The sequence below is a fragment of the Kribbella sp. NPDC051620 genome (assembly GCF_044453825.1).
In the GTDB taxonomy this organism is placed as follows: Bacteria; Actinomycetota; Actinomycetes; order Propionibacteriales; family Kribbellaceae; genus Kribbella.
Genome location: NZ_JBITDB010000002.1, coordinates 940,173 through 952,667, shown reverse-complemented (window position 1 = coordinate 952,667; position 12,495 = coordinate 940,173). Strand labels below are relative to the sequence as shown.

General features: G+C 68.9%; 9 protein-coding genes. 7 read left to right on the top strand and 2 right to left on the bottom strand.

The genetic code is table 11. The features are described 5' to 3' along the window. Positions 1-129 precede the first annotated feature (129 nt). The 7 genes from ACIA12_RS11605 (at position 130) to ACIA12_RS11575 (ending at position 8,734) form a co-directional block, all read left to right on the top strand. Positions 130-1,323: an IS701 family transposase gene (locus ACIA12_RS11605; protein ID WP_396366852.1), complete on the top strand. Its 1,194-nt coding sequence runs from the start codon at positions 130-132 to the stop codon at positions 1,321-1,323. Between the two features lie 203 nt (positions 1,324-1,526). Further along, positions 1,527-2,753 (top strand): 3-deoxy-7-phosphoheptulonate synthase, encoded by a 1,227-nt coding sequence (locus tag ACIA12_RS11600; protein ID WP_396366851.1) that lies wholly within the window; start codon positions 1,527-1,529, stop codon positions 2,751-2,753. After that, positions 2,750-3,529, top strand: coding sequence for a 2,3-dihydro-2,3-dihydroxybenzoate dehydrogenase (locus ACIA12_RS11595; protein WP_396366850.1), 780 nt, complete (start codon positions 2,750-2,752; stop codon positions 3,527-3,529). Before ACIA12_RS11600 ends, ACIA12_RS11595 begins: the two co-directional genes overlap by 4 nt. A gap of 10 nt (positions 3,530-3,539) precedes the next feature. After that, positions 3,540-4,193, top strand: a complete 654-nt coding sequence (locus ACIA12_RS11590; protein ID WP_396366849.1) for an isochorismatase family protein — start codon at positions 3,540-3,542, stop codon at positions 4,191-4,193. Then, the gene (locus ACIA12_RS11585; RefSeq protein WP_396366848.1) at positions 4,190-6,061 is read left to right on the top strand and encodes an anthranilate synthase family protein; all 1,872 of its coding nucleotides are present in this window, start codon (positions 4,190-4,192) and stop codon (positions 6,059-6,061) included. The genes ACIA12_RS11590 and ACIA12_RS11585 overlap by 4 nt, the downstream gene beginning before the upstream one ends. Further along, positions 6,058-7,251 (top strand): 3-hydroxybenzoate 6-monooxygenase, encoded by a 1,194-nt coding sequence (locus ACIA12_RS11580; protein ID WP_396366847.1) that lies wholly within the window; start codon positions 6,058-6,060, stop codon positions 7,249-7,251. Before ACIA12_RS11585 ends, ACIA12_RS11580 begins: the two co-directional genes overlap by 4 nt. A gap of 46 nt (positions 7,252-7,297) precedes the next feature. Next, positions 7,298-8,734 carry an MFS transporter gene (locus ACIA12_RS11575; protein WP_396366846.1) on the top strand — a complete coding sequence of 479 codons (1,437 nt, stop codon included), beginning with the start codon at positions 7,298-7,300 and terminating at the stop codon, positions 8,732-8,734. Here ACIA12_RS11575 and ACIA12_RS11570 read toward each other — a convergent pair. Next, on the bottom strand, positions 8,721-10,223 hold the full coding sequence (locus ACIA12_RS11570; protein WP_396366845.1) for a fibronectin type III domain-containing protein: 1,503 nt from the start codon (positions 10,221-10,223) through the stop codon (positions 8,721-8,723). The two genes, ACIA12_RS11575 and ACIA12_RS11570, sit on opposite strands and share 14 nt — an antisense overlap. Positions 10,224-10,273: 50 nt before the next feature. Continuing rightward, positions 10,274-12,427, bottom strand: coding sequence for a LamG domain-containing protein (locus ACIA12_RS11565; RefSeq protein WP_396366844.1), 2,154 nt, complete (start codon positions 12,425-12,427; stop codon positions 10,274-10,276). Positions 12,428-12,495: the final 68 nt, after the last annotated feature.

The following is a 12,495-nucleotide window of genomic DNA, read 5'->3' as shown; positions in this document are numbered from 1 at the left end:
GCTGCCCCTTGCTGTCTCAGGCAAATTAGTTTCCAGTTTCATTGCCGGCCCGAAACAGACCCCTTGGTTTGTTATGCTTTCGTATCCGACGGCAGGTGAGGCTCTGTCGGTGTTGAGGGGACGGGATCAGTGCAAACGTGTTCGGTCGTTCAACCCGCCTCGTCGATCGGTTTGCTCGAAGACCCGGTCGGCGAGTTCTACGGTCCGTTGTTCGCGTCGCTGCGCCGGCGGGCTCAGCGCGCCACCGCGATCCGCTATGTGCATGGCCTGTTGACGGTCCAGGGACGCAAGACGATGCGTTCGCTGGCCGAGCAGTACGGCGGTGACGCCGAGCAGCAGCGCATGCAGCACTTCATCAGCAATTCGCCCTGGGACTGGATGCCGGTCCGCCAGGCGCTGCGATGTCATCTGCGGCAGAGCCTGGAGCCGCAGGCCTGGGTGGTCCGGCAGATGATCGTGCCGAAGGCAGGCAACCACTCGGTCGGGGTCGGGCAGGCCTTCGTCCGGATGCTCGGCCAGACCGTGAACAGCCAGCAGGCGTTCGGTGCCTGGGTGGCGTCGGAGACGGCGAGCAGCCCGATGAACTGGCGCCTGCAGTTGCCTGACGCCTGGGTGACCGACACGGATCGGCGCCGCCGGGCAGGGGTTCCGGAGCAACAGGCCGAGACGTTCCCGGGGGAGGCTGCCTGCCGGTCCGTGCTGGACCTGGTCGATGGACGCCGCGACGCCGTACCGCTGCCGGCCGTGCTGAGTGTGGGGACACTCGACCCGGTCGATTGCGTGCGTGAGTTCCGCGCGGCCGGAGTACCGGTAATGATGCAGGTCGGTCCCGGGTTGCAGTTGCTGGGGACGGATGTCCGCCTGCAGAGTCCGCCGGGTGATCTGATCAGCGCCGGCCGGCTGGCGGATTCGGCCGGCATCCTGCGCCGGCAGGTCTGCTGGCTGGACCCGCAGCTCAGGCTGCGACGCAGCTGTACGGCGGCCGTCCGGGTCGCATTGCCGACCCCGCAGGGCCGGGTGCCGATGGTGCTGCTGGCCGAGTGGGACAAGCCCGGCCCCAAGCCGGACAGGTTCTGGCTGACCGATGTGGCCGGCCGGTCGACGGCTGAGCTGCTCCGGTTGTCCAAGCTGGTACTGCGGGTGGACCACGACTTCGAGGCGATCGCCAAGGACGTCGGCATCCAGGACTTCGAGGGCCGCAGCTTCCAGGGGTGGCATCGGCACGCCACTCTGGCATCGATCGCACATGCCGTCCGGGCGCTGGCCGATTTGGGTCAGATGCGTGAGGGGCTTGACGAAACGGCGTTGCTGGAAGTGTCCTGACCGGCCTGTTCCAGGATCGGTCGACCCCTGTTCCGCGACTGCGGAGCAGGGGTCTTTCGCTGCGTATTGCAACGCTTGCTTCACGAAGTGACCAAGTAGAAGTGACCTGACGAAGTGCGGCCGGTTCGCTACAACGCATCGCCGTCCCAGGCGATGTTTGTCCCTGGCAGACAACGAGCTTGATGTGTTCTGGGGAGGATCCAATGAGCGGTGCGACAGCCGGATTCAGCAATATCGCAGCGGACCCGCTGGCCGAAGCCGGAGTGGATCGCGAGTTCCTGCGATCGCTGCCGGCGGTTCAGCAGCCGGAGTGGCACGACGCCGGCCGACTGGCGGCGGTGACGAGCGAGCTGGAGGAGGCCCGGCCGCTCGTCGACGGGACGGAGATCGACACCCTGAGGGCGTTGCTCGCCCGGGTGGCGGCCGGAGAGCTGCGTGTCCTGCAGGCCGGGGACTGTGCCGAGGACCCGGCCGAGTGCACCCCGGAGGCGGTCGCCCCGAAGGCGGCGCTGCTCGACGTACTGGCCTCGGTGATGTCGTTGAACGCGGGCCGCAAGGTGCTCCGGGTCGGCCGGATCGCTGGACAGTTCGGCAAGCCCCGGTCGAAGCCGACCGAGCACGTGGACGGCCAGGAGATGCCGGTCTTCCGCGGCCACATGGTGAACGGGCCCGAGGCGGACCTGGTGTCGCGCCAGGCCCAGCCGGAGCGGCTCCTCGCCGGATACCACGCCGCGGCCGCTGTGTCCGGTGCCCTGCGGGACCGCGGCGCGGCCGGCTATCCCGTTGCCGACGCGCCGATCTGGACCAGCCACGAAGCACTGCTGCTCGACTACGAACTCCCGCTGATCCGTCGCGACTCCGACGGCCGGTCGCTGCTCACCTCGACGCACTGGCCATGGATCGGCGACCGCACCCGCCAGGTCGACGGTGCTCACCTCACCATGCTCGCGATGGTGGCGAATCCCGTTGCCTGCAAGGTGGGACCGAGTACCACCGCTGAGGATCTGCTGGCCATCTGCGAGCAGCTGGACCCGGACCGCGAACCCGGCCGGCTGACGCTGATCAGCCGGATGGGCGCGAACGCGGTGACGGACCTGCTGCCGCCGCTGGTCGCCGCAGTACGCGCCGCCGGACATCCGGTGATCTGGATGTGCGACCCGATGCACGGCAACACGATGAGCACGCCCAGTGGGCTGAAGACGCGCCTGGTCGAGCGAGTCGTCCAGGAGGTACGTGACTTCCAGCTCGTCGTACCGGCTGCGGGTGGTGTGGCCGGTGGGCTTCACCTAGAGACGACACCGACCGGTGTGACCGAGTGCGCCGACGACCTCAGCCGCCTGGGCGAGGTGGGCGACGTGTACACGAGCTTCTGCGACCCGCGGCTCAACCCCAACCAGGCGATCACCGTGGCTGCGGAGTGGCAGTCATGAGGGGCATGGCGGGCAAGGTGGCTCTCGTGACGGGCGCTGCTGGTGGCATCGGCGCTGCGGTGATCGAGTCGCTCGCGCGTGAAGGTGTGATCGTCGCCGCGGCCGACCGGGCCGAGCAGGTGCTGAAGGAGCAGGTCGAGCTGCTCGTCGCGGACGGGCTGCGGGCCGAGGCGTTCGGGCTCGACATCACCTCCAGCCAGGACGTCGCGGCTGTGGTCGACGAGGTCGAGCGGCGGTTGGGCCCGATCGACTACCTGGTCAACGGCGCCGGCGTACTACGGCTCGGCACGACGCGCGAGCTGACCGACGACGACTGGGCCAGCACCTTCGCGGTCAATGCGACCGGCACCTTCTACGTCTCGCGGGCCGTGATCGAGCGGATGGCCGGCCGTCGACGCGGTGCTGTCGTCACGATCGCGTCGAACGCGGCCGGCACACCCAGGACCGAGATGGCCGCGTACGCCGCTTCGAAGGCCGCCGCGGCGATGTTCACCAAGTGTCTCGGGCTGGAGGCCGCGGAGTACGGGATCCGCTGCAACGTGGTGGCGCCCGGTTCGACCGACACCGCGATGCTGACCAGTCTCTGGAAGGACGGCGCCGGCCCGGAGAGCTCGATCGCGGGCACCCCGTCGGCGTACAAGCTCGGCATCCCGCTTCGCAAGATCGCTCAGCCGGCCGACGTGGCGGCGGCGGTGCAGTTCCTGCTGTCGGACCAGGCCGGACACATCACGATGCACGACCTCACGGTCGACGGCGGCGCAACCCTAGGCGTGTAAGGAGGCAATGATGGCTGGAATTCCCCTGATCGAGACCTATCAGATGCCGGTGGCGGCCGAGCTGCCGGTCAACGTGGCCGGCTGGCAGGCCGATCCGGCCCGCGCGGTGCTGCTCGTCCACGACATGCAGCGGTACTTTCTCAGGCCGTTCGGCGACGCGGCACCGGTGAAAACCCTGGTGCACAACGCCGCACGGCTTCGCAAGACGGCCGCCGAGGTCGGTATGCCGGTGGCCTACACCGCCCAGCCCGGCGGGATGACCGTGGCCGAGCGCGGCCTGCTCAAGGACTTCTGGGGCCCCGGCATGACGCCGTCCCCGGAGGACCGCGCGCTGGTACCCGAGCTGGCGCCGGCCGAGGGCGACTGGGTGTTCACGAAGTGGCGGTACAGCGCCTTCCACAAGAGCGATCTGCTCGAGCGGATGCGCGCGGCCGGCCGCGACCAGTTGATCGTCTGCGGGGTGTACGCGCACGTCGGAGTGTTGATGAGTCTGTGCGACGCCTTCACCAACGACATCGAGGCCTTCCTGGCCGCCGACGCCGTCGCCGACTTCAACGCGTCGTACCACCAAACTGCTCTGACGTACGCCGCCGAGCGGTGTGCGGTCGTCGCGCCGACCGACGTGTTGCTCGGGTCTTTGGTCGCCCAGGAGGTGCTGGTATGACCGCCCTGCTCGACCAAGTGCTTGCTGATGGCAACGGTGTGCCGCCGTTCGCCCTGCTCTACCGGCCGGAGACGGCCGGCCGCGACCGGGTCGACCTGATCGTGGGGGAGTCGGCCGCCGTCCAGACGCTGGCCGACGTACCACTGGCCGCGAACGCGCCGGCGGGGGAGCACGAGGTGCTGGTGCTCGTGCCGTATCGGCAGCTTGCCGAGCGTGGTTTCCAGTGCACCGACGACGGCGCCCCGCTGCTGGTGCTGCAGGTCGCCGAGCAGGCCGTCGTACCGCTGGACGAGTTGATGCGACGGCTGCCGAATCTGCCGACGCCACTCGTCAACGAACGGTTCGACGTCGAGGACGAGACCTACGCCGAGATCGTCCGCCGGGTCGTCGAGGACGAGATCGGCACCGGCGAGGGCGCGAACTTCGTGATCAAGCGGTCCTTCACGGCCGAGATCACCGGGTACAGCGTGGCCCACGCGTTGTCGTTCTTCCGCCGGCTGCTCAGCTCGGAAGTCGGCGCCTACTGGATCTTCGTCGTCCACACCGGCGACCGCACCTTCGTCGGCGCCACCCCGGAACGGCACGTCAGCGTCTCCGGTGGTACCGCCGTGATGAACCCGATCAGCGGCACCTACCGCTACCCGGCCTCCGGTCCGACCCTTGACGGCGTGCTGAGTTTCCTTGCCGATGGCAAGGAGACCGACGAGCTCTACATGGTCGTCGACGAGGAACTCAAGATGATGGCCAGGGTCTGCGACGGCGCCGGCACGGTGGTCGGACCGTTCCTGAAGGAGATGGCCCGGCTGGCTCACACGGAGTACCTGATCGAGGGCCGGACCACCCGCGACGTCCGCGAGATCCTGCGCGAGACCCTGTTCGCACCGACCGTCACCGGCAGCCCGCTGGAGAGCGCCTGCAAGGTGATCAGCCGGCACGAGCTCAACGGCCGCGGCTACTACAGCGGTGTGGTCGCACTGATCGGCTCGGACGCGGCCGGTGGTCGCACGATGGACTCGTCGATCCTGATCCGGACCGCCGAGATCTCCAGCGCCGGCCGGCTCTCGATCGGCGTCGGCGCCACGCTGGTCCGGCACTCGGACCCGTTGTCCGAGGTCGCCGAGACCAGGGCAAAGGCAGCCGGGCTGCTTGCCGCGCTGGCGGGTGGCAGTGGTTCCCGGTTCGCGGATCACCCGCAGGTGCGGAGCGCGCTGGAGGGCCGCAACACCGGGATCTCCGGCTTTTGGTTCAACGATCGATCGTTGCCGTCGGCAACTCCCGACGACCTCGCCGGTCGTACTGTCCTGGTGATCGACGCCGAGGACACCTTCACCTCGATGATCGCGCACCAGCTGAGCTCGCTCGGCCTGATCGTGACCGTACGCCGGTACGACGAGCCCTACCGGATCGAGGACCACGACCTGGTCGTGGCCGGGCCGGGGCCGGGAGACCCGGGCGACCTGCAGCACCCGAAGATCGCGCATCTGCGGGGCACCATCAAGCGGCTGATCGCCGAGGAGCGCCCGTTCCTGGCGGTCTGCCTGAGCCACCAGGTGCTCAGCGGCATCCTCGGGCTGGAGATCCAGCGCTGCCCGCAGCCCAACCAGGGCGTGCAGAAGGAGATCGATCTGTTCGGACGGCCGACCCGGGTCGGCTTCTACAACACCTTCGCCGCGCGGTCCGCGACCGACCGGATCGGCGACGTCGAGATCAGCCGGAACCCGGTGACGAATGAGGTGCACGCGCTGCGCGGGCCGCGGTTCGCGTCGATGCAGTTCCATGCCGAGTCGGTGCTGACCGAGGAAGGCGTGCTGTTGCTGCACGACGCCTTCAGCCGGTTGCTCGCGACCGATGCGCTGGTGTCCCGATGAGCACGATCCTGATCGCCGGGGGTGGCATCGGCGGGCTCGCGACGGCGGTGTCGCTGGCCGAGCGCGGCCACCGGATCGTCGTACTCGAACGGCAGGCGGCCTTCGCGGAGCTGGGCGCCGGTATCCAGATCGGGCCGAACGGGTTCCGCGCGATGGACCGGCTCGGGATCGGCGACGAGGTCCGCGAGCGCGCGGTCTACATCGACGAGCTGCGGTTCATGGACGGCACCACCGGGCAACGGGTGCAGAGCCTGCGGCTGGACGAGGACTACCGGGCACGCTTCGCCAACCCGTACGCCGTTGTCGCGCGGGCCGACCTGTATGCCCCGTTGCTCGCGGCGGCGCAACGATCGCCGCTGATCGACCTGCGGAGCAAGAGTGCGGTGTCCGGGTATCAGCAGGATGCGGATGGTGTCATCCTGCTGCTTGCGGACGGCACCAGCATCCGTGGCGACCTGCTGGTCGGCGCGGACGGCATCCGGTCGACGATCCGTCGCCAGCTGGTCGGCGACGGTGAGCCGCGAGTCTCCGGGCACACCATCTACCGGTCCGTCATCCCGATGGAACTCGTCCCCGACGACCTTCGCTGGCACGCCGTCACCTTGTGGGCCGGGCCGAAGTGGCACTTCGTGCATTACCCGATCGCCGGTGGGACGCTGCTCAACCTGGCCGCGACCAGGGATGACGGTGCATCGGTCGCGGTGGCTGGTCAGCCGGCGGAGCGGGGGCATGTGCTCGGGCAGTTCCCAGACCTGGGGGAGACCGCCCGTCGGCTGCTCGAGCTAGGGGCCGACTGGCGGGTGTGGGTGCTCTGCGACCGGGATCCGATCTCGCAGTGGTCCGACGGCCGGGTAGTCCTCCTCGGCGATGCTGCGCACCCGATGCTCCAGTACGCCGCCCAGGGCGCGTGCATGGCGCTGGAGGACGCCGTACTGCTCGGTGAGCTACTCGACTGCCCGGCCGGCGAGGCGCAGTACCGGCTGGAGCGGTTTGTCGAGGCGCGGCGTGACCGCACCGGGCGGACGACGCTAGTGGCCCGGGAGCTCGGTACGCAGCTGTACCACCCGGCCGGAGCGGCGAGGGTGGCTCGCAACGAGATGCTGTCCGGGCTGTCGGTTGGGGAGCTGCAGGACAAGGTGGCCTGGCTGCACGGCTTCGATGCCGCGCGAGTGCCGGATCTGACTAAGTAGTGGCCAGCTTTTGCCGAGCTTCATCACTGGGTGTGATGTTCGAGGGATGAAGAGGTCTGTCGCCGGGGCGTTCGCGGTGCTCGCGTCCGTCCAGGTCGTGCTGATTCTTGGCATGACCGTGATGAATGTGCTGCTGCCGGAGGTCCAGGCCGAGTTCCACCTCGGTCAGGCGGAGCTGGTGCTGCTCAACGCGGCGTACGGGATGTCGTTCAGCGGCCTGTTGCTGCTGGGCGGCCGCCTCTCCGACCTGTACGGCGCCCGCCGCGTCTTCACGGCCGGGACGGCGTTGTTCGCGCTCAGCTCCGTCACTGCCGCAGCGGCGCCGGGAGCAGAGGTGCTGCTGACCGCGCGCTTCCTGCAAGGGGTGGGCGCGGCATTGGCGGTGCCGGCCGCCATGGCGCTGGTCAGCCTGCTCTACCCCGAGCCGGCCCGGCATGCGCGGGCGATGGCTGTGTGGGGCGGATTGGCCGCATCCGGCGGGATGGCCGGGATGCTCCTCTCGGGAGTGGTCGCCACGATCGCTTCCTGGCGATGGGCCTTCGTTCTGCCGGTGCTCGTCTGTGCGCTGGCGGTTGCCCTGTCACCGCGGTTGCTGCCGGTGGGTGACACAGCGGTCGGCGAGCGGCTGGACGTGCTCGGCGCGGTGCTGGTGACCGCCAGCATCACTGTCCTCGGCTATGGCTTGGTCGAAGCGCCTGAGCGCGGTTGGACCTCACCGTTGGTGCTGGGGATGCTGGGCGGCGGTGTGGTGCTGCTGGTGGTGTTCGTCCAGGTCGAGCGACGGGTGGCGGTTCCCCTGTTGCCGCTGTCGTTCCTGGCCTCGCCGCCGCGAGTCATCGCGCTGGTGGCCGTGTTCCTCGGCTCTGCTGGGACGACCACGATCTTCTTCATGCTGTCGCTGTACTTCCAGCAGATGCTCGACTACGCGCCGCTGGAGGTCTCGGCGGCGTTCCTTCCCTATGGCGTCGGCCTGGTGGTCACTGGTATCGCCGTCGGTCGGTTGGTGCTCCGCTTCGGTGCCCGGGCGACGACGGTGGCCGGCCTGGTCGTGTGTGCGGTCGGGCTGGGCACCTTGAGCACGATCGGAGCCAACACCCCGTACGTCGGTGCGGTGCTGGCCGGCCTGGTGCTGTTCCCGCTCGGCGTCGGCCTGGTCTTCGCCGGGGCGACAGTGATCGCCACCAGCGACGTACCGGCTGGTCAGGCCGGTCTGGCCGGGGCAGTGACCACCAGTGCGCTGGAGATGGGTCCTGCCATCGGCATGACCGTGCTGGTGACGTTGTCGGCCGCTCGTGCTGATCGGCTGGTTGCCGACGGCACGGGTGCGGATGCCGCAGTGACTGCCGGCTACGGCTTCGGCCTGGCCGCTGCAGCCGTGGTGTTCGTGATCGCGGCCGTCGGTGCCGCCTTGATCCGCGTCACGCCCGAAGCCGTGGCGCCATTGGCCACCACGACTTCGGACGCATGCTCTAGCGGACGGTGATGCTGGCGAAGCCGCCTCGGACCGTGTTGTGGCCGTCGTAGACCTCGATCCGGTACTGCTGCGACGTACCCGAGGGGGCAGCCGTGTCGGTCAGCGTGACGTTCGGGCGGCTCCAGAAGGTGGAGTTCGCCGTCGTGGTCGCGACGACCGTGTTGGTGCCACCCCGGAGCAGCCGGTAGGTCAGGGTGATGTCGTCCTTGTCCAACGACGTCTGGACGGTCGCCTGTACCCGGCCGGCCGTAGTACTGGACAGCGTCGGCAGGACCGGGCCCAGTGGCACTGCGCCCGCGCCCAGGTTGTTGAACCGCGTCAGGCCCTGCTGACCGGCGCCGTTGACCGTGGTGAAGTCACCGCCGATCCACAGGTCCGAGCCACCGGTCGCCGACACGAGCGGGCCGACCTCGGTGGGCGGGCCTGCATTGGTGTTCGGGAACCAGGGACCGAGTGCACCGTTGGCCGGGTTCTGCAGGAGCAGGAAGTGGGCTCCGGTACCGTCCGGGAAGGCGCCCGGGCAGCTGTGTGCGTGCGAACCCTTGAACAGCCAGCCGTTGACCATCGTGATCGTCTCGGTGGCGCCGAGGCAGGTGTTCTTCCAGACCAGGTTGCCGGTGGCGATGTTCGCCGCCCAGGTCCCGTCGAAGCAGCCCCCACCGTCGCCGGCGTTGGAGAAGTACACGACCCCGCCGCTGGTCTCGATGTCCTTGACCCGCGTCGTGCAGCCCGGCTTCGGCACCGGTACCGCGGTAGAGGCCGCGAACGGCAGCAATGCGCCGGTCGAGTTGTTGACGCTGGCCACGGCCCAGTGGGCCACGCCGCCGACCTTGGCGAAGGTGCCGCCCAGGTAGACCTTGGAGTTGTCGTCGGCCGCGTCGATCGCGTAGACATCCGCGTCTGCGTTCGGGTTCCACGGCAAGAGGCTGCCGTCGGCCGTGCTGATCGCCGCTGCGCGGTTGCGAGCGACGTTGTTGACCAGGCCGAACGAGCCGCCGAAGTACAGGCTGGTACCGCCGACAGCGAGCGTCTTGACCCGGTACGAGACGTTCGGCTTGATGTTCGGCAGCAGCGCACCCGTCGTCGCGTCGAAGGCGGCGATCCGGTTGCGGACCTGGCCGTCGACGCGGGTGAAGTCGCCGCCGATGTAGATCTTCGAGCCGTCCGGCGACGCCACGATCGACCAGACGAAGTTGTTCAGCGTGTGGTTGAAGGTGGTGTCGAGCGCGCCGGTGCTCTGGTTGAAGGCCGCCAGGTAGGTCCGGACGGTCTGGCTGGTGCCGGGCGCGGCGCCCGGCGGGCGGACCCGGGTGAAGCGGCCGCCGACGAACGCCTTGCCCCTGGCCACCGCCAGCCCGAGCACGCTGGCATCGGTCTGCCAGGTGGAGCCGGCCACCGCTGTCAGTGAAGCGCCGGTACCGGGTGCCGGGAGCGTCGGAACGACGGCCAGCGCGAGGCCTGCCGCACCGAGTGCAGCAGTGATTCTTCGTAGTCGCATTTGTGTTCCCCCCTTGGGAGTGCCGGAACCCCCTCCGGCACTCCCTTTATCTAGCGTGCGTCGTAATGCGTTACGACCTGGTCCGCGTCGAGCGCGACCGGGTAGACGGCGACCTCGTCGAGGGTGCCGTTGATGCCTGCGTCGGACGGGCCGTTCGGCCAGCCACCCAGGTTGTCGGCGCCGATCCGCCAGTAGCCCGTGTACGCCTCCGCGGCGGCCACGTTCTGGGTGCCCTGCAGTACGCCGTCCAGGTAAAGCTTCTGCGATCCCGGTGAGAACGTGCCGACCACGTGGTGCCACTGGCCGTCGTTCGTCCCCGGTGCGGAGCTGATCGTCCGCGCCGAGCCGTCCCACAGCCCGAACGTCACAGTGCCGTCGTTCTGCAGGTAGATGTGCCGGTCGTACTGGCTGCTGGTCCCGTTCGGGCTGTTGCCGAAGCCAACGATCTTGCCGCCGCTGCCCGAGGTGGTCTTGTACCAGGCCTCGACGCTGAAGTTCTGCGGCTGGCTGATCACGGTCTGGCCGATCAGCTTGCCCGTACCGTCGAAGTCGCCGGCCGTGTTGCCACCACTGGTCAGCACACCGGGTACGCCGAGCGTCACCCCGGAGTACGGGCCGGTGTTGCCCTGCCCGGACGAGTCGGTCGCGTTGGCCGTCCCATTGGCCTCACCGAGCCGCCAGTACGCCGTCGGGCCGTCTGCCAGCACCTGCTGGTCGTACGGCGCGTCCACGCTGGCCACTGTCACCGCCGCCGAGTAGTCACCGCGCAGGGTGCTGTTCCCGTCGGTCACCTCGATCCGGTAGACCTGCGAGGAACCCGGTGTCAGCCCGGTGTCGGTGAAGGACAGCCAGGGCCGGTTCCAGAACCGCGAGTCGGCCGTGTAGGTCGCAACGACGGTGTTGCTGAAGCTGCGGAGTACCCGGTAGGTCAGCGTGATGTCGTCGTTGTCCACGACGGTCTGGAAGTTCACCTTGACCTGGCCGGCCTTGTAGCTGACCGGCGTCACCTTGGCCGGCTTGGCCGGTGCCGCACCCGGACCGGTGTTGGTGAAGCGGGCCAGGCTCTGCTGACCGGCCCCGTTCACCGTGGTGAAGTCGCCGCCGACCCAGAGGTCGGAGCCACCGGTCGCGGACACGAGCGGGCCGACCACGGTCGGGCCACCGGTGTTGGTGTTCGGGAACCACGGACCCAGCTCGCCGGTGTCGAGGTTCTGCGTGAGCAGGTAGCGTCCTGCGCCCTGCGGGAAGCCGTTGCCGCCCAGGTAGCTGCAGTCGTGCGCGTGCGAGCCCTTGTAGAGCCAGCCGCTCACAACCGTGACGGTCTCGGTCGCGCCGAGGCAGTTGCTCTTCCACACCAGGTTGCCCGAGGCAACGTCGGCTGCCCAGGTCCCGTCGAAGCAGCCGCCACCGTCACCGGCGTTGGCGAAGTACACCCGGTCGCCGCTGGTCTCGATGTCCTTGACCCGCGAGGTGCAACCCGGGTTCGGCGCCGGTACCGCGCTCGCCGCCGCGAAGGGCTGTAGCGACCCGTCAGTCGGGTCAAGACTTGCCACGGCCCAACTCGAAGTACCGTTGATGGTCGAGAACGTGCCGCCGACGTACACCTTGCTGCCGTCGTCGGCCGCGTCGACCGCGTAGACGTCGTTGTCCGCCTGGGGAGCCCAGGGGAGTAGCGCGGCAGTGCTTGTCGTGACCGCCGCGAGGCGCGGCCGGGCGACGTTGTTGACGAGGCCGAACGAGCCGCCCAGATAGACCGTGCTGCCGGAGACGGCCAGCGCCTTGACCCGGTACGAGACCGACGGCTTCCAGTTGGAGACGAGGGCACCGGTCGCGGTGTCGAACGCGGCAACCCGGTTGCGGGTCTGGCCGTCGACGTTGGTGAAGTCGCCGCCCACGAAGACCCGGGAGCCGTCAGCGGTCGCGGCGATCGCCCAGACCATGCCGTTCAGGGTGTGGTTGAACCCGGTGTCCAGCGCGCCGGTGCTCTGGTTGAACGCGGCCAGATAGGTCCGCGCGGTCTCGCTCGTGCCGGCTGCCGCCCCCGGTGGCCGGACCGTGGTGAAACGTCCCCCGACGTACGCCTTGCCGTTCGCCACCGCGAGTCCTTGCACGCTGGCGTTGGTCTGCCACGCCGGGCTCGTCAGAGCCGACAGCGAAGCACCGATGCTCTGGGCCGGTGCTGCTGGTGACAGCAAAGCTGCCACCAGCAGTCCACCCAGAGCGAATATCCCCACCTTCTTCACTACATCCCCCCTCAAGGATGTCCTCCCGG